Here is a 17,454-nt window from a genome sequence, read left to right on the forward strand (position 1 = left end):
GGGCTTTCCTTTCCGGATACCCATGTCCCACGCCGTCCGGCGCCGGCCCGATGCCCGGCTGATCCTGTTGCTCGGCGCGCTCGCCGCCTGCGGGCCGATCGCCACCGACATGTACCTGCCGAGCCTGCCGTCGATCGCCGCCGGTTTCTCGGTGAGCCCCGGCGCCGCGCAGCGCACGCTGACGAGCTTCATGGCCGGCTTCTCGATCGGCATGCTGCTGTACGGCCCGCTGTCCGACACGTGGGGCCGCCGCCCGGTGCTGCTCGGCGGCATCGCGCTGTTCACGCTCGCGAGCATCGGCTGCTTCGTGGCGAGCTCGATCGACATGCTGATCCTCGTGCGCTTCCTGCAGGCGCTCGGCGCGGGCGCCGCGTCGGTGCTCGCCCGCGCGATCGCGCGCGACGCGCACGAACCGACCGACGCGGCGAAGGTGCTGTCGATGGTCGCGATCGTCACCGCGGTCGGGCCGCTGCTTGCGCCGCTGATCGGCGGCCAGATCCTGCGCTTCGCCGGCTGGCGCGGCGTGTTCGTCGTGCTGGCCGCATTCGGCGCGCTGTGCGCGGCGACCGCGTACCTGCGCGTGCCCGAAACCTGGCCGAAGGAGCGGCGCAAGAGCGCGGCCGTGCTCGCGTCGTTCGCATCGTACGGGCGCATCCTGTCCGATCCGGTCGCGTGGGGGCACATGCTGTGCGGCGGGATGGCGTTCGCGGCCATGTTCTCGTACATCACCGCGACGCCGTTCGTGTACATCGAGTATTTCCACGTGTCGCCGCAACACTACGGGCTGCTGTTCGGCCTGAACGTCGTCGGGATCATGATCGGCAACTTCGCGAACACGCGCCTCGTCGGCCGCATCGGGTCGCTGCGCCTCATCGCGGCCGCGTCGCTCGTGAGCGCCATCGCGTCGCTCGCGGTCGCGCTCGTCGCGCTGACGGGGTGGGGCGGGCTGTGGTCGATCGTCGTATGCCTGTTCTTCGTGGTCGGCGTGGTCGGGATCCTGTCGGCCAACTGCACGACCGACCTGATGCACCGCTATCCGCACAACGCGGGCGCATCGGCGGCCGTGTTCGGCGCGATGCAGCTCGCGCTCGGCGCGCTCGCGAGCGTCGCGATCGGCGCACTCGCTGACGGCACGCCGTTCGCGATGGGCGTGACGATCGGCGTGTCGGGCGTGCTGTGTTTCGCCGGGCGCTACCTCGTGCTGCGCTGGCACGGCCGTCCGGTGAAAGCGGGCGCCTGAACCGCCAGCCGGGTCACGGAATGAACAACGCCACCGGGCGCGATGCGCCGGTGGCGTTTTTCGTTGGGGCACCGAAAGCGGCCGTCGCCGCGCCGCGCGTCAGTCCCGCGCGACATCCTTCGCCGCCGGCGACGCGCCGTGGCTCAGCCAGTCGAGCACGTCGGCCGTTTCGTCGTCGCTCGCCCGCGCGCGCGCCTGCGCGACGGCCTCCGGCAGCTCGCCGTTCGTCGACGCGCGGCGGATCGCGACGCCGACCGCGAGGATGTCGATCATCAGCAGATGCAGGATCCGCGAGATCATCGACAGCTGCGATTCGCGCATCTCGATGTGATCGGTCTCGAGCGCGACGGTCGCGCGCTTCGCGAGCGGCGTGTTGCTCGACGTGATCGCGATCACCTTCGCGCCGGCCTGCATCGCGACATCCAGCACGCGCAGCAGCTCGGGCGCGCGCCCCGACTTCGACACCGCGACGATCACGTCGCCCTTGCCGAGCAGCGCGGCCGAGGCGGCCTGCATGTACAGGTCACCGTACGCGATCGTCGGAATACCGAAGCGGAAGAACTTGTAGTGCGCGTCCTGCGCGACGATGTTCGAGTTGCCGAGCCCGTAGAATTCGATGCGGCGCGCACCGCTCAGGATCTCGATCGCGTTCTCGACGTGCTCGAAGTTCAGGTGTTCGCGCAGCTGCAGGATCGCGGACACGGTGTTGTCGAGCACCTTCGCGCCGAAGTCGGTGGCCGTGTCGCCGAGATGCACCTGGCTGTGGCTCATCGGGATCGTGCCGGTGAGGCCGGTCGCGAGCTTCAGCTTGAAGTCGGACAGCCCCTGGCAGCCGAGCGAGCGGCAGAAGCGGATCACCGTCGGCTGGCTCACGTCCGCCTTGCGCGCGATGTCGACGATCGGGTCGTTGATGATCGAGCGCGGATGGTTCAGCGCGAGATCGGCGACGCGGCGCTCGGCCGGCGTGAGCGCGTCGCGCATCTGGCGGATCCGCTCGAACACGGCCGACGACGCGCCGCCCGAGCGGTTCGACAACTGCTCCGCGAGAATCGCCGACACGCCGAGGAACGCCGGATATTCGGCGGTGATCAGGTAGGTCGGAATGTTCTCCAGATAGTGCGTGAAGCGGCCCTTCGCCTCGAAGCGCGCGCGGAACGACGAGCGTGTGAACAGTTCGCCGAGCTTCAGTGCGACGCCGCCGCCGATGTAGACGCCGCCGAGCGCGCCGAGCGTCAGCGCGACGCTGCCCGCGAACGAACCGAGAATCCCGCAGAAGCATTCGACCGTCTCGAGCGCGAGCGCGTCGCCTGCATGCGCGCGCTCGACGATCTCGACCGTGTCGACGGTCGCGGCGACGCGCTTCTTGTCGCGCGCGGCGAGCGCGCGATAGATGATTTCCATGCCGGGGCCGGCGCACACGCGCTCGAACGATACGTGCGGAACCTTCTTGCGCGCGTACTGCAGCACGAGATCCTCGCGCTCGTCTTGCGGCGCGAACGATGCGTGACCGCCTTCGCTGCCGAGCGCGATCCAGCGGTCGTCCGCCGGAATCAGGCCGGACACGCCGAGCCCGGTGCCGGGCCCGAGCAGCCCGATCACGCTGTTCTGGCGGCGCGCGCCGCCGCCGATCTGCACGCGTTGCGCATCGGTGAGGCCGGGCAGCGCCATCGCGAGCGCGGTGAAGTCGTTGACGACCAGCAGCGTGTCGAAGCCGAGCGCGCGGCGCGTGGCCTCGATCGAGAAGGTCCAGTCGTGATTGGTCATCGTGACCTGGTCGCCGTCGACCGGGTTCGCGATCGCGATCGCCGCGTGATTCACGCGGGCGATCTTCACGTCCTTCAGATATTTGCGGATCGCGTCGGTGAGCGTCGGATAGTCGGCGCCGGGATAAACGCGAATCTGCGTGATCTCGCCGGGGCCGGTTTCCAGCGCGAAACGCGCGTTGGTGCCGCCGACGTCCGCGAGCAGGCGCGGGCCGTCGGCATGCTGGCCCGCGACGACAACCTTACTTTGCGCACCAGTAGACATCGAGCTGGGTCCCCTTGTCGTTGGCCAGTTGGGAAATCGCGTTCTTCTGCAGCGTGGCGGCGGCGGCATCGAGCACGTCGCGTTTGCGGCTGCCCGCGATCAGCAGGAAGAGCCGGTCGACGCGCTTCAACGCATCGAGCGAATAGCTCACGCGCGCATGCGGCGCGGCGCCGGGATGCACGGCGACGAAGCGTTCGGGCGTCGTGATCGCGTGGTCCCATTCGGGCGCGTCCGCGAAGATCGACGCGGTGTGGCCGTCCTCGCCCATGCCGAGCACCGCGACGCTCGGCACGCGGTAGTCGGCGTTCGCGTTCAGCGCGGCGACGTGCGCGTCGAGCGGCACGCGCGTGTCGACGAGCGGCAGGAAGCGGGCAGGGGCCGCCGCGTGTTGCAGCAGCGTGTCGCGCACGAGGTGCGCGTTGCTGGCCGCGTCGTCTTCCGGCACCCAGCGGTCGTCGACCAGCGTGACGTCGACGCCGGCCCAGTCGAGCGCCGCGTGCGACAGCGTGTGCAGGAACGGGCGCGGGCTCGTGCCGCCGGACACCGCGAGCGTCGGGCGCGCGGGGCCGCCGAGCGCGGCGCGCAGCGCATCGCCGACGGCGCGCGCGAGCGCTTCGCTTTGCGCTTCCTGGGTGTCGAAAGCGTGGATCTCGATCACATCTCCTCCGGACTGCTTTGTCTGTTCAATTCGTGCGAATCATGGGGCACGTTGCCGCGCGCGTGGGCGCACGGCAACGGGTTGCATCAGTTTTCTTCTTCGAGCCAGCAGGTGCCGTGCTGCGCGAGCATCGCACTCGCCGCGGCCGGCCCCCACGTGCCCGCCGCATACGGCTTCGCCGGCTTCAGCGAGCGCGCCCATTCGTTCAGGATCGGCTCGACCCAGCGCCATGCGGCTTCCTGCTCGTCGCGGCGCACGAAGAGGGCGAGGCGGCCGTTGATCACGTCGAGCAGCAGGCGCTGGTACGCCTCCATCTGCCCTTCCTTGAAGAACTGGTCGAACGCGAGGTCGAGGTGCACGCTCGCGAGGTTCATCCCTTCGCCGGGTTGCTTCGCGAGGCAGTAGAGGCGAATCGTCTCGTTCGGCTGCAGCCGGATCACGAGGCGGTTCGCACCGGCGCGCAACGCGGAGGCCCCGAGCGCCGAGTGCGGCACCGCGCGGAAGTTGACGACGATCTCCGCGACGCGGTCGGCGAGACGCTTGCCGGTGCGCAGGAAGAACGGCACGCCGGCCCAGCGCCAGTTCTCGATCTCGACCTTCAGCGCGACGAAGGTTTCGGTCTGGCTGTCGGGCTTGACGCCCGGTTCGGTGGCGTAGGCCGGCACCTGCGCGCCCTTGATCACGCCCGCATGATACTGGCCGCGCACCGCGACCTTGCCGATGTCGCGCGGATCGACGGGCTTCAGCGCACGCAGCACGCGCAGCTTTTCGTCGCGCACCGAGTCGGAGTCCATCGAATGCGGCGGCTCCATCGCGACGATCGACAGCAACTGCAGCAGGTGGTTCTGCACCATGTCGCGCAGCGCGCCCGTATTGTCGTAGAAATCGCCGCGCGCCTCGACGCCGAGTTCCTCGGCGATCGTGATCTGGATGCTCTCGACCCATTCGCGGCGCCACAGCGGCTCGAACAGCGCATTGCCGAAGCGCAGCGCGAGCAGGTTCTGTACCGGCTCTTTCCCGAGGTAGTGGTCGATCCGGTAGATCTGGCCTTCGGCGAAGATCTCGCCCACGGCGTCGTTGATCGCATTCGACGACTTCAGGTCGTAGCCGAGCGGCTTTTCGAGCACGATGCGCGCGCCTTCGTTCAGGCCGACCGACGCCAGCGCCTTGCAGATCGGCACGAACAGCGACGGCCCCGTCGCGAGATAGAACACGCGGATGCCGGGCAGTTGCGCGACCGCATCGCGCAGCACGACGTAGTCTTCCGCGCGGCCGAGGTCGAGCTTCACGTATTCGATGCGCTCGAGGAAGGATTTCCACGCGCTTTCGTCGAATGCCTTGCCGGCCGCCTTCGCCGCATGCGGCTTCACGTGCGTGTCGACCCACTCGAGATAGTGGGCCCGATCCGATTCGTGCCGCGCGACGGCCACGATCCTGCCGCTTTCCGCGAGCATGTTGCCGCGGTGCGCTTCGAACAGCGCGGGCAGGATCTTGCGCATCGACAGGTCGCCGGTGCCGCCGAAAAGTACGAAGGTAAAGCTGGAATCGGTATGCATGTGTCTCCGCCGGTTGGGGTGCTGGGAAGCGATCCGTAGTGCGATAAAAATATTTTTGACACTGAATTGTAGTTTAACTACAATCCGCCGCAAGGGGTAGCACCTGGGTGAAGAAAAAAAGAAGTGCGGTCGATGAACTGCGCGAGCTTCGCCTTCGGGAACGCCTTGTGCCGAATGTTATCGGACATTGACGGTGCGCATCGTCCGCGCGCCGTCGCCCCGGGCTCGTGCCGCGGCATCGCGGCGGGCCAGAAACACAAAGAGGAGACACACCGTTGAATCTCGATTCACGCTTTCTGTAAGAGCCCGGCCGGTCATCGGCCCCGTACGCTGCATGCGTCCCGCGGCTCGATTTCCCCGTCGTTTATCAAGAAGCCGGTTCCCTGTCCGGGAACTTAACGAGTTGATTCAGTCTGGAGGAGATAAGTAATGAAAGTTCGCTCGATCATGGGCGCGCTCTGCGCCGCGGGTCTGATGGCTGGCGCCGTGGCGGCGCAGGCGGCCGAGAACGTTACGGTGCTGCACTGGTGGACCTCGGGCGGCGAGTCGAAGGCCGTCGGCGTGCTGAAGGACGACCTGCAGAAGCAGGGCTACGTGTGGAAGGACTTCGCGGTCGCGGGCGGCGCGGGCGCGGCGGCCATGACCGCGCTCAAGACCAAGGTGATCAGCGGCGACGCACCGTCGGCCGCGCAGATCAAGGGCCCGCTGATCCAGGACTGGGCCGACCAGGGCGTGCTCGTCAACGTCGATGCCGTCGCCGGCGACTGGAAGCAGAACCTTCCGCCGGAAATCGACAAGATCATCAAGTACAAGGGCCATACCGTCGCCGCGCCGTTCTCGGTGCATCGCGTGAACTGGCTCTATATCAACAAGGCCGCGCTCGACAAGGTCGGCGCGAAGGTGCCGGCCACCTGGCCCGAATTCTTCGCGGTGGCCGACAAGCTGAAGGCCGCGGGCATCCAGCCGGTCGCGATGGGCGGCCAGCCGTGGCAGGACCTGACGCTGTGGGAAGACGTCGTGCTGTCGCAGGGTCCGGCGTTCTACAAGAAGGCGCTCGTCGATCTCGACCAGGCCACGCTGACGTCGCCGCAGATGCTGTCGGTGTTCGATACCGTGCGCAAGATCCAGGGCTACTTCGACACCGGCCGCAACGGCCGCGACTGGAACCTCGCGACCGCGATGGTGATCAACGGCAAGGCCGGCATGCAGTTCATGGGCGACTGGGCGAAGGGCGAATTCGAGAACGCCGGCAAGAAGTCGGGCAAGGACTACATCTGCGCGCCGGTGCCGGGCACCGCGAATTCGTACACGTTCAACGTCGACTCGTTCGTGTTCTTCCAGCAGAAGGGCAACAAGAATGCGACGCCGGGCCAGCTCGCGCTCGCGAAGACGATCATGACGCCGGACTTCCAGGAGCAGTTCAGCCTGCTGAAGGGCTCGGTGCCCGTGCGCCTCGGCGTGAAGATGGACAAGTTCGACGACTGCGCGAAGAAGTCGTACGCCGACGAGCAGACCGCGATCAAGTCGGGCGGCTTCGTGCCGTCGCTCGCGCACGGGATGGCGCAGGGCGATGCAACGGCCGGCGCGATCACCGACGTCGTGACGAAGTTCATGAACTCGCAGCAGGATTCGAAGAGCGCGGTCGCCGCGCTCGCGAAAGCCGCGAAGGTGAAGTAAAGCGCGACAGGCGCCCGGCCGGACACGCACCATCGGCCGGGCGTTTTTGCATGTGCTGCAAACGGGCTCGCCTGCGGGCCCGCGCCGTACCCGGCGCCGGCCCGGCCTGCGTCGCCCTCGTTCCAGGAGTCGAATCAAGTGGCTGCCCCTCTTAGCGGAAACGGATCCGGCGCTGCCGCCGCACGGCGCACGTCGCCGATGTCGGCCTTCGCCGATCGCTGGATTCCGAAGCTCGTGCTCGCGCCGAGCCTCGCGATCGCCGTGGTGTTCATCTACGGCTTCATCCTGATTACCGGTTATCTGTCGCTGACCAACTCGCGGCTGTTGCCCAACTACGAATTCGACGGCTTCGGCCGTTATTCCGACCTGTTCCAGAACGACGTGTGGTGGACTTCCGCCGCGAACCTCGGCTGGTTCGGGATTCCGTTCATCGTGATCTGTGTCGCGCTCGGCTTGTTCCTGGCGATCCTGCTCGACCAGAAGATCCGCAGCGAAGGCGCGCTGCGCGCGATCTTCCTGTATCCGATGGCGCTGTCGTTCATCGTCACCGGCACCGCGTGGCAGTGGATCCTCAACCCGGGCCTCGGCCTGGAGAAGGTGATGCACGACTGGGGCTGGGCGAGCTTCTCGTTCGGCTGGCTCGACGATCCGGACAAGGCGATCTTCTGTATCGTGATCGCCGCCGTGTGGCAGTCGACCGGCTTCGTGATGGCGCTGTTCCTCGCGGGGCTGCGCGGCGTCGACGGCGAGATCTTCAAGGCCGCGCAGGTCGACGGCGCGACGCTGCCGACCATCTACCGCAAGATCGTGATCCCGAGCATGCGCCCGGTGTTCTTCTCCGTGCTGCTGATTCTCTGCCACATCACGATCAAGACCTTCGACCTGGTCGTCGCACTGACGGCGGGCGGCCCCGGCACGTCGTCGTCGCTGCCGGCCATGTTCATGTACACGTTTTCGTTCAACCGCGGCCAGCTCGGGCTCGGCGCGGCGTCGTCGGTGATGATGCTCGCGACCGTGGTCGCGGTGCTGGTGCCGCTGATGTATATGGAATCGAGGAGCACCCGCAATGCAGCCTAAAGTGACGATCAGCCGGGCAGTGATCTATGCGGCGCTGATCCTGTTCGCGCTGTATTTCCTGTTCCCGATCTACGTGATGCTGTCGACGTCGTTCAAGGACCTCGACCAGCTGCGCACCGGCAACCTGCTGACGCCGCCGACGCATTGGACCTTCGACCCGTGGATCAAGGCGTGGAGCGGCGCGTGTACCGGCGTGCGCTGCGACGGGATGAAGCCGTTCTTCCTGAACTCGCTGCAGATGGTGATTCCGGCGGTGCTGATCTCGTCGCTGATCGGCGCGTTCAACGGCTACGTGCTCACGCACTGGCGCTTTCGCGGCGCGGACGCGCTGTTCACGATGATGCTGGTCGGCTGCTTCATCCCGTTCCAGGTGATCCTGCTGCCGATGGCGCGCCTGCAGGGGATGCTCGGCCTCGCGAACACGATTCCGGGCCTGGTGTTCGTGCACGTCGTGTACGGGATCGCGTTCACGACGATGTTCTTCCGCAACTTCTACGTGAGCGTGCCGGCCGAACTCGTGAAGGCCGCGCGCATCGACGGCGCGGGGTTCTTCACGATCTTCACGAAGATCCTGCTGCCCGTGTCGCTGCCGATCTTCATGGTGTGCCTGATCTGGCAATTCACGCAGATCTGGAACGACTTCCTGTTCGGGATCGTGTTCTCCGGCGTCGACTCGATGCCGATCACGGTCGCGCTGAACAACCTCGTCAACACGTCGACGGGCGTGAAGGAATACAACGTCGACATGGCCGGCGCGATCATCGCCGCGCTGCCGACGCTGCTCGTCTACGTGGTCGCCGGCCGCTACTTCGTGCGCGGGCTCACGGCGGGCGCGGTGAAGGGGTAAGCGCGGCTTCATCCGATACGACGAACCGGCCGCGCTCGACGCGCGGCGCATCGAAACGAACCCGACGCGGCGCCTGCGTGCGCCGCGCGAGACGAGACAGAGGATTCACAGCATGGCAAGCCTTTCCATCCGTGACGTGTACAAGACCTACCCGAACGGGGTGCCGGTCCTGAAGGGTGTCGACATCGAGATCGAGGACGGTCAATTCCTGATCCTGGTCGGCGGGTCGGGCTGCGGGAAGTCGACGCTGCTCAACATGATCGCCGGCCTCGAGACCGTGACGAGCGGCCAGATCTGCATCGACGGCAAGGTCGTCAACGATCTGTCGCCGAAGGATCGCGACATCGCGATGGTGTTCCAGTCGTACGCGCTGTATCCGTCGATGACGGTGCGCGAGAACATCTCGTTCGGCCTGAACATCCGCAAGGTGCCGAAGAGCGAGCAACAGCAGATCGTCGAGCGCGTGTCGTCGATGCTGCAGATCCAGCATCTGCTCGACCGCAAGCCGGGCCAGCTGTCGGGCGGCCAGCGCCAGCGTGTCGCGATGGGCCGCGCACTCGCGCGCGATCCGTCGCTGTTCCTGTTCGACGAGCCGCTGTCGAACCTCGACGCGAAGCTGCGCATCGAGATGCGCGCCGAAATCAAGCTGCTGCACCAGCGCCTCGGCACGACGATCGTCTACGTGACGCACGACCAGATCGAGGCGATGACGCTCGGCGATCGCATCGCGGTGATGAAGGACGGCGTCGTCCAGCAGTTCGGCGCGCCGCAGGAAATCTACGATTCGCCGTCGAACCTGTTCGTGGCCGGCTTCATCGGCGCGCCGCCGATGAACTTCATCAACGGCCGCCTGGTCGAGCAGGGCAGCGGGATCGCGCTCGAGATCGATACGGGGCTTGCGCGCAGCGCGCTGAACCTGCCGTTCGATGCGGCGAAGCTGAAGTCGCACGTGGGCCGCGAGGTGATCCTGGGCTTGCGCCCGGAGCGCATCACCGATGCGCGCAGCGCGCACAACGGCGAGGCGTCGAAGCTGCAGCCGGTCGACGTGCGCGTCGATGTGACCGAGCCGACGGGCCCGGACACCCACGTGTTCGCGCAGGTGAACGGCAAGCGGATCGTGAGCCGCGTGCATCCGGCGGCGAATCCGCAGCCGGGGCAGACGCAGTCGCTGCTGTTCGACGTATCGAAGGCGGTGCTGTTCGATCCGGCGTCGGAAGAGCGGATCGCGTGAGGTAAGGGGATAGAGCATCGATGACGCGTCCGGATTATCGTTCGATCCGGATGCCGTCGATTGCCGCGATTCATGGCATAGCGGATTTGTCCGACCAGGATGCCGTGGCCCGCGCGCGTCGGGATAGTCGACGGAGGCAATCACGGACTCGGCAGTGACAGGAAGTACGAACCGATCGCGTGCATGAGCGGCATGAACAGAAGGCACGCGAAGACTGCCGGAAAATAAAACCTCGAGCGGCGGACGGCGGAGAACAGGCCAGTCACTGCTACGACCAGACAAACGGTCGCGAGTGCGCCGAACAGGTCGCTATCTGCGATTACCGAAAAGAACGCACGCATCCTCGCCTCGGCATTACTGATTGAATGCAGCGAAATTCCAGCGATACAGCTGGAATTGCTTTAGAAAATCCTTCACTTTGGCGCCTGTGGTCTCGTTTCTGTAGTCCCACCCTTCCTCGCCGGGTGTGTAGTACCCGTTTTCGACGCCCATACCTGCATAACTGGCGCTTTGCGGATCTGCACGATTGTGGCCGAATATCCTCATGATCGTCGTGAACGGACGCACGATCATACCGCTCGAATTTCCCTGCATGATCGAAACGGACGAGGGCGAGGTGTTCGTGACCAACTGAACATGATGCCCGATGCCTGCGCGATCATTGGCCTGTACCAGCATGTCTCCAGGGAGGAGCGACTCGGCCGTCGAAAGTCGTACGGTATTCGAATCGGTGCGTTGTGTGTCCGGTGCGCCGAAAGTCAGCGAGACCATCTCGGCGAAACCGTACATCGTCGAATCGTATCGCTGGTGTTCCGATTCGCCGTAAACCTCCACGTTTCGATAACTGCGTACACCGGTGGTCAACTTGAGCGGCAATCCACGCAGGGCGGCGAACTGGACAAGCAACCGTAACGCGAAGTCCTCGCATGTAAATCGATTCGTGCGCGTGCTGCCGTTGCGGTCCCAGTACGTTTCCGTTTGCAGTTGTTTCGCCAGTTGTGGAACTGCGCGCTGGTATTCGGCGACGTCGGCGTCGGTCCATGTGCGGACCGTTTTCCAGAATGTCTTGAAGCGAACGGTGACGGGCTTCGGCGACGGATCGTTTGTCGGCGTGGTCTTGCGTGCCGCGATCCGTTTGTATCGATTGCCTTCAGGAGAAACGTGGACGCGTTCGGGCATGGCTATTCCGCGAGATAGATCGTGATGTTTTCGGCACGTGAGGTGGACGCGAGCAGGTGCGTTTGTCCATGCGCGTCCGTTCGTCCATATTCAAACGCCCCGGTGTCTCGCTGCAATGCATAGGCGACGTCGCTCAGAGGGGCACCCTCGGCGTCCCGAAGAACAAAGCAATCGTTATAGACGAACTGGGGCGCTGCCGTGACCGTATCGGTGACGAGTTCGGATTGCATCCGGGGGGCGCAATTCGAAGCGTCTATTTTCCATTGACGGCCGTATCGGGAAATGATGCGGGGAGGGCGCTCACAGCGACATCGGACCCAATCGTTGCTCAGGGCTTGAACTCGTCCTGTGGAAGTGAAGTCGCGCAGTCGCTTTTTGCTCGGCGCGCCGGGGGCCGCTTCAATTGTCCCGATGCTCTCGCATGTGCTGCACCACGCGCGTTGTCCGACGAACGTGATTTTCCGGCGTTTGCCGTCGACACCTACGATCGTTCCGCACTTACCCCCATCGAGTACGTAGCCGCCGCTGTCCAGCGGATCGTCTTCAACTACCGCGTAAAAAATAGTCATCCCAGTCCACTCGTTCGCGTTTGTTGGGCGGAACGTAACACGGCACTGGGGACTGTGAAAGGGAAATGTAAATAATTGTGTCCGATAGATCGCGTGGTTTGGGATCATCGGCGTGTGGCGACGAGAGCCCGTTTCGACGGCCCCTCGTGACTCAAACGATGCCCGGATTCAATGCGGCAGCCGCACGTCGAACTTGAACGTCGCGAGCCGCGCGACGAGGATGAATCCGGTCGCGAGCAGCACGCTGTACACGGAGTCGAACTGCAGCCACACGAGCAGCAGGTAGAACCAGCAGCCGACGAACGCGCAGGTCGCGTACGGCCGCGAATCGCGCAGGATCAGCGGGATGTCGTTGCACAGCACGTCGCGGATGATCCCGCCGACCACGCCGGTGATCACGCCCATCATCACCGCGATGAAGCGCGGCATCTCGGCATCGAGCGCGATCGCGGTGCCCGAGATGCTGAAGATGCCGAGCCCGATCGCGTCCGCCACCAGCAGCAGCCGCTCGGCCGACAGCCGCGACAGCATCCGCAACACGAACGGCGCGAACAGCGCGAGCACGAAGATCGCGATCACGTAATCGTCGTGCACGACCCAGTAGAACGGCCGGCGTTCGAGCAGGATGTCGCGCAGCGTGCCGCCGCCGAACGCGGTGGCGAGCGCGACGACGAACGTGCCGACCGAGTCGAGACGGTTCTTGCGCGCTTCGATGAAACCCGAGATCGCGAAGGCCAGCGTTGCGATCGCCTCCAGTATCGAGATCGCGAGCGTGAGCCTAGGATGCGGCACGCGGCCCCCGCTCGGCCGGCGCCGCGAGCGGCTGCAGCAGCACGAGCACCGCGCCCGCGCCGCCGTCGTTGCTGCGCGCCTCGCAGAACGCGATCACTTCTTCCTTCTGCACGAGCCACGCACGGACCTTGCCTTTCAGCACCGGTTCCTTGCCGATCGAGCCGAGCCCCTTGCCGTGAATCACGCGCAGGCAGCGCAGCCCTTTCTTGCCGGCTTCGCGGATGAACTCGGCGAGCGCGTCGCGCGCTTCGTCGCGCCGCATGCCGTGCAGGTCGAGCTGCGCCTGCACGATCCACGCGCCGCTCCTCAGCTTGCGCACGACTTCGCGGCTGATGCCGGGGCGGTGGTAGTACAGCGATTCGTCGCTGTCGAGCAGCGTCTCGGGATCGAATTCGTCGGACAGCGTCGCGTTCAGCACATCCTCTTCGTCGCGCTGCGTCTGCTTCGGCACCGGATCGGGCGGCGTGCGGCCGGATTTCGCGCGCGGCGGCGCGCTCAGCGGCTGGATCGCGCCGATTTCGTTGCGGAACAGGTTCGCGTCGGCTTCCGCCTGGCGGGCGGCCTTCGCGGTTTCAACGCGGGTGCGCTCGCGGCGCTCGGCTTCGCCTTGCAGCGACTTGCGCAACGCGCCGAGGCCGGCCAGGCCCTGGCCGCGCAACGCGGCGGCGTCGGGGGCGGGCGGCGGCGCGGCGGGCGCCGGGTTCGCGGGACGGGCGGCGATCTGCCGCTTCGCGGGATCGCTCGGATGGGGCTGGTTCTTCGCCATGATTCGGTAACCGGGCAGGCGCGTGCGGACACGCGGGCACAAAAAAGCCGCTGCGCGGCGGCAGCGGCTTTCCGGTCAAGCCCGCTTCGCGGCAGCGGACGCCATTGTAGCGCCCCGCACGCGAAGGCTTGATGCTTACTTCTTGTCGTGCAGGCTTTCGAGGTAGCGCTGCGCGTCGAGTGCGGCCATGCAGCCCGTGCCGGCACTCGTGATCGCCTGGCGATACACGTTGTCCTGCACGTCGCCGGCGGCGAACACGCCCGGCACGCTGGTCGACGTCGCGTTGCCCTGCAGGCCGCTCTTCGTCAGGATGTAGCCGTCCTTCATCTCGAGCTGGCCCTGGAACAGGTCGGTGTTCGGCTTGTGTCCGATCGCGACGAACACGCCCTGCACGGTGAGGTCCTGCTTCTCGCCGGTCTTCACGTTCTTGATGCGCAGGCCCGTGACACCCGACTCCTCGCCCGTCACTTCGTCGAGCACGTGATCCCACTTGATGTCGACGACGCCTTCCTTTTCCTTCTCCAGCAGGCGGTCGATCAGGATCGGCTCGGCGCGGAACTTGTCGCGGCGATGGATCACCGTGACCTTCTTCGCGATGCCGGTCAGGTAGAGCGCTTCCTCGACAGCCGTATTGCCGCCGCCGATCACCGCGACTTCCTGGTTGCGATAGAAGAAGCCGTCGCAGGTCGCGCAGGCCGACACGCCCTTGCCCATGAATGCTTCTTCGGAAGCCAGGCCGAGATACTGCGCGGACGCGCCGGTCGCGATGATCAGCGAGTCGCACGTGTATTCGCCCGAGTCGCCGATCAGCCGGATCGGCTGTTCGTGCAGTTTGGCGGTGTGGATGTGGTCGAATACGATTTCGGTGTTGAAACGCTCCGCGTGCTCCTGGAAGCGCGCCATCAGTTCCGGGCCCTGCACGCCCTTCGCGTCCGCCGGCCAGTTTTCGACGTCGGTCGTCGTCATCAGCTGGCCGCCCTGCGCGATGCCGGTGATCAGCACCGGGGACAGGTTGGCGCGTGCCGCATAGACGGCAGCCGTGTAGCCGGCGGGGCCGGAACCGAGAATCAGGACTTTGGCGTGTTTGGGCGTGGACATGTGCGAATCCGTAAAAGGCGGCTGCGGCGGGCGGGGTAAGGCTCGCCGGACGGTCCGGGTTGACCGGGGATGCCGTCATAGATGGGTATCAGACGCGCATTATAAAGGCCCCGTTGCTGCGCTGCCGAACGAGAGTTTCAATCGCGGCGATAGCGTTTCGCCGCGGGACGCCCGCTTCGGGCGTGCGTGATGGGGGGGGCGGGCAGGCCGCGGCGGCGGCCCGTCGGTGTGGCGGCGCGTTGCCGCAGGCGGGTGCCAGGGGCCTGGCCGGCGGTCCCGATCGCAGGTACGGCGTCGGCTTCGGCCACCCCGGCCCTGTTATGTAACCGTCATTTACACTTGGCGGCCCGGTGCAGCGTTTACAATAAGCGGGATCGAACGACAGGCGGGCGCGCGGCCCGTCCTCTTTATACGGATTCATGGCAAAAGCTCCTTATTCCGCCCAGGCACAGGCGTTGCCGCACCGGATGTCGAAGCTCCTCACGGAGATCCGCTGGATTCTCCAGGTCGCGCTCTGCGCCTTTCTGGTGATGGCCCTGTTGAGCTACAGCCGGCGCGATCCGAGCTGGACGCACGCCGCGCAGGTGGACCACATCTCGAACTGGGCCGGCCGGGTCGGCGCGTGGACGGCCGACATCATCCTGCTGCTGTTCGGGCTGTCGGCCTATTGGCTGATCGTGCCGCTCGGGCGGCGCATCGCGGTCAACTACCGGCGCATCACGCGTCACGAGGCGGTCGCCGACGAACCCGAGCGGCCGATCGGCTGGCTCACCGAGATCTTCGCGTTCGTGCTCGTCGTGCTCGCGTGCGACGGCATCGAGGCGCTGCGGATGTGGTCGCTGAAGGTGCAACTGCCGCGCGCGCCGGGCGGCGTGATCGGCGAGGCCGTCGCGGGTGCGATGTCGCACGCGTTCGGCTTCACCGGCGGCACGCTGCTGCTGCTGATCCTGCTGGCGATCGGCCTGTCGCTGTATTTCCGCTTCTCGTGGCTGTCGGTCGCCGAGCGCGTCGGCGGCGCGATCCTGTCCGCCGTCAACCTTGCGAAGCTGCGCCGCGAGGCCGAGCGCGACCGCAAGCTCGGCGAGGCCGCGGCCGTGCGCCGCGAAGGCAAGGTCGAGGAAGAGCGCGTGCGCATCGAGGATCACGAGCCCGTGACGATCGTGCCGCCGGTCGTCACGCCGGCCAAGTCCGAGCGCGTCGAGCGCGAGCGCCAGGTGCCGCTCTTCACCGACCTGCCGGGCGATTCGACGCTGCCGCCGGTGTCGCTGCTCGACCCCGCGCCGAAAACGCAGGAAGCGATTTCCGCCGACACGCTCGAGTTCACGTCGCGCCTGATCGAGAAGAAGCTGAAGGATTTCGGCGTCGAGGCGAGCGTCGTCGCCGCGTATCCGGGGCCGGTCGTCACGCGTTACGAGATCGAGCCGGCCACCGGCGTGAAGGGCAGCCAGATCGTGAACCTCGCGAAGGATCTCGCCCGCTCGCTGTCGCTCGTGTCGATCCGCGTGGTCGAGACGATCCCCGGCAAGAACTACATGGCGCTCGAGCTGCCGAACCAGCGCCGCCAGACGGTGCATCTGTCGGAGATCATCGGCTCGGAAGTCTATGCGGCCGCGTCGTCCGCGCTCACGTTGAGCCTCGGCAAGGACATCGGCGGCAAGCCGGTGTGCGCGGATCTCGCGAAGATGCCGCACCTGCTGGTGGCCGGCACGACCGGTTCGGGCAAGTCGGTCGGGATCAACGCGATGATCCTGTCGCTGCTGTACAAGGCCACTGCCGAGCAGGTGCGCCTGATCCTGATCGATCCGAAGATGCTCGAAATGAGCGTCTACGAAGGCATTCCGCACCTGCTGTGCCCGGTCGTCACCGACATGCGCCAGGCCGGCCATGCGCTGAACTGGACCGTCGCGGAGATGGAGCGCCGCTACAAGCTGATGAGCAAGCTCGGCGTGCGCAACCTCGCCGGCTACAACAACAAGATCGACGACGCGGCGAAGCGCGAGGAAAAGATTCCGAATCCGTTCAGCCTGACGCCGGACGATCCTGAACCGCTTGGCCGCCTGCCGAACATCGTCGTCGTGATCGACGAGCTGGCCGACCTGATGATGGTCGTCGGCAAGAAGGTCGAGGAGCTGATCGCGCGGATCGCGCAGAAGGCGCGCGCGGCCGGCATCCACCTGATCCTCGCGACGCAGCGTCCGTCCGTCGACGTGATTACCGGCCTGATCAAGGCGAACGTGCCGACGCGGATCGCGTTCCAGGTGTCGTCGAAGATCGACTCGCGCACGATTCTCGACCAGATGGGCGCTGAATCGCTGCTCGGGATGGGCGACATGCTGTACCTGGCACCCGGCACCGGGCTGCCCGTGCGCGTGCACGGCGCGTTCGTTGCCGACGACGAAGTGCATCGCGTCGTCGAGAAGCTCAAGGAGCAGGGCGAGCCGAACTACGTCGAGGGGCTGCTCGAAGGCGGCACCGCCGACGGCGACGAGGGCTCGGCCGGTGCGGGAACCGGCGAAGGCGGCGGCGAGTCTGATCCGCTGTACGACCAGGCGGTCGAGATCGTCGTCAAGAACCGCCGCGCGTCGATTTCGCTCGTGCAGCGCCATCTGCGGATCGGCTATAACCGCGCGGCGCGGTTGCTCGAACAGATGGAACAGTCGGGGCTCGTGTCGGCGATGTCGTCGAGCGGCAACCGCGAAATTCTTGTGCCGGCGCGCGACGCGGAATGAGTCCGCG

At 66.1% G+C, this 17,454-nt stretch carries 14 protein-coding genes; 6 read left to right on the forward strand and 8 right to left on the reverse strand.

The genetic code is table 11. The features are described from left to right. Nucleotides 1–22: 22 nt before the first annotated feature. A complete protein-coding gene (locus tag ACTJKF_RS26340; protein WP_440627456.1) occupies nucleotides 23–1,240 on the forward strand; it encodes a Bcr/CflA family multidrug efflux MFS transporter in 1,218 nt (405 codons plus the stop codon). A gap of 99 nt (nucleotides 1,241–1,339) precedes the next feature. On the opposite strand, the gene ACTJKF_RS26345 is transcribed toward ACTJKF_RS26340, so the two are convergent. From ACTJKF_RS26345 to zwf, 3 genes are all read right to left on the reverse strand, one after another. Then, nucleotides 1,340–3,268: a bifunctional transcriptional regulator/glucokinase gene (locus tag ACTJKF_RS26345; protein ID WP_440627458.1), complete on the reverse strand. Its 1,929-nt coding sequence runs from the start codon at nucleotides 3,266–3,268 to the stop codon at nucleotides 1,340–1,342. Beyond that, nucleotides 3,246–3,926 (reverse strand): 6-phosphogluconolactonase, encoded by a 681-nt coding sequence (pgl, locus tag ACTJKF_RS26350; protein ID WP_440627460.1) that lies wholly within the window; start codon nucleotides 3,924–3,926, stop codon nucleotides 3,246–3,248. Before pgl ends, ACTJKF_RS26345 begins: the two co-directional genes overlap by 23 nt. Before the next feature lie 86 nt (nucleotides 3,927–4,012). Continuing rightward, entirely contained in the window at nucleotides 4,013–5,482 is a 1,470-nt protein-coding gene (zwf, locus tag ACTJKF_RS26355) for a glucose-6-phosphate dehydrogenase (RefSeq protein WP_440627461.1), read from the reverse strand. A 429-nt stretch (nucleotides 5,483–5,911) separates the two neighbouring features. Between zwf and ACTJKF_RS26360 the strand changes: the two genes are divergently transcribed. From ACTJKF_RS26360 to ACTJKF_RS26375, 4 genes are all read left to right on the forward strand, one after another. Then, complete coding sequence (locus ACTJKF_RS26360) at nucleotides 5,912–7,159, forward strand: ABC transporter substrate-binding protein (protein WP_440627463.1); 1,248 nt, start codon at nucleotides 5,912–5,914, stop codon at nucleotides 7,157–7,159. 138 nt (nucleotides 7,160–7,297) lie between these two features. Continuing rightward, nucleotides 7,298–8,236 carry a carbohydrate ABC transporter permease gene (locus ACTJKF_RS26365; RefSeq protein ID WP_440627465.1) on the forward strand — a complete coding sequence of 313 codons (939 nt, stop codon included), beginning with the start codon at nucleotides 7,298–7,300 and terminating at the stop codon, nucleotides 8,234–8,236. Beyond that, nucleotides 8,226–9,083 (forward strand): carbohydrate ABC transporter permease, encoded by an 858-nt coding sequence (locus ACTJKF_RS26370; RefSeq protein WP_440627467.1) that lies wholly within the window; start codon nucleotides 8,226–8,228, stop codon nucleotides 9,081–9,083. The genes ACTJKF_RS26365 and ACTJKF_RS26370 overlap by 11 nt, the downstream gene beginning before the upstream one ends. A gap of 112 nt (nucleotides 9,084–9,195) precedes the next feature. Then, nucleotides 9,196–10,314 carry an ABC transporter ATP-binding protein gene (locus ACTJKF_RS26375; protein ID WP_440627469.1) on the forward strand — a complete coding sequence of 373 codons (1,119 nt, stop codon included), beginning with the start codon at nucleotides 9,196–9,198 and terminating at the stop codon, nucleotides 10,312–10,314. A gap of 354 nt (nucleotides 10,315–10,668) precedes the next feature. Here the strand turns inward: ACTJKF_RS26375 and ACTJKF_RS26380 are convergent, their stop codons facing one another. The 5 genes from ACTJKF_RS26380 to trxB all read right to left on the reverse strand — a co-directional run bounded on the left by ACTJKF_RS26380 (nucleotide 10,669) and on the right by trxB (nucleotide 14,718). Next, nucleotides 10,669–11,493 carry a hypothetical protein gene (locus tag ACTJKF_RS26380; RefSeq protein WP_440627471.1) on the reverse strand — a complete coding sequence of 275 codons (825 nt, stop codon included), beginning with the start codon at nucleotides 11,491–11,493 and terminating at the stop codon, nucleotides 10,669–10,671. Between the two features lie 2 nt (nucleotides 11,494–11,495). Further along, nucleotides 11,496–12,062 carry a hypothetical protein gene (locus ACTJKF_RS26385; RefSeq protein ID WP_440627472.1) on the reverse strand — a complete coding sequence of 189 codons (567 nt, stop codon included), beginning with the start codon at nucleotides 12,060–12,062 and terminating at the stop codon, nucleotides 11,496–11,498. Between the two features lie 168 nt (nucleotides 12,063–12,230). After that, nucleotides 12,231–12,854 carry a trimeric intracellular cation channel family protein gene (locus ACTJKF_RS26390; RefSeq protein WP_440627474.1) on the reverse strand — a complete coding sequence of 208 codons (624 nt, stop codon included), beginning with the start codon at nucleotides 12,852–12,854 and terminating at the stop codon, nucleotides 12,231–12,233. Then, nucleotides 12,841–13,620 carry a Smr/MutS family protein gene (locus ACTJKF_RS26395; RefSeq protein ID WP_440627476.1) on the reverse strand — a complete coding sequence of 260 codons (780 nt, stop codon included), beginning with the start codon at nucleotides 13,618–13,620 and terminating at the stop codon, nucleotides 12,841–12,843. Before ACTJKF_RS26395 ends, ACTJKF_RS26390 begins: the two co-directional genes overlap by 14 nt. 135 nt (nucleotides 13,621–13,755) lie before the next feature. After that, nucleotides 13,756–14,718 (reverse strand): thioredoxin-disulfide reductase, encoded by a 963-nt coding sequence (gene trxB / locus ACTJKF_RS26400; protein WP_440627478.1) that lies wholly within the window; start codon nucleotides 14,716–14,718, stop codon nucleotides 13,756–13,758. Nucleotides 14,719–15,137: 419 nt separating this feature from the next. On the opposite strand from trxB, the gene ACTJKF_RS26405 reads away from it, so the two are divergent. Further along, nucleotides 15,138–17,447, forward strand: a complete 2,310-nt coding sequence (locus tag ACTJKF_RS26405; protein ID WP_440627479.1) for a DNA translocase FtsK — start codon at nucleotides 15,138–15,140, stop codon at nucleotides 17,445–17,447. The last annotated feature ends 7 nt before the right edge of the window (nucleotides 17,448–17,454 follow it).

Source organism: Burkholderia sp. 22313 (assembly GCF_052045245.1).
Classification (GTDB): domain Bacteria; phylum Pseudomonadota; class Gammaproteobacteria; order Burkholderiales; family Burkholderiaceae; genus Burkholderia.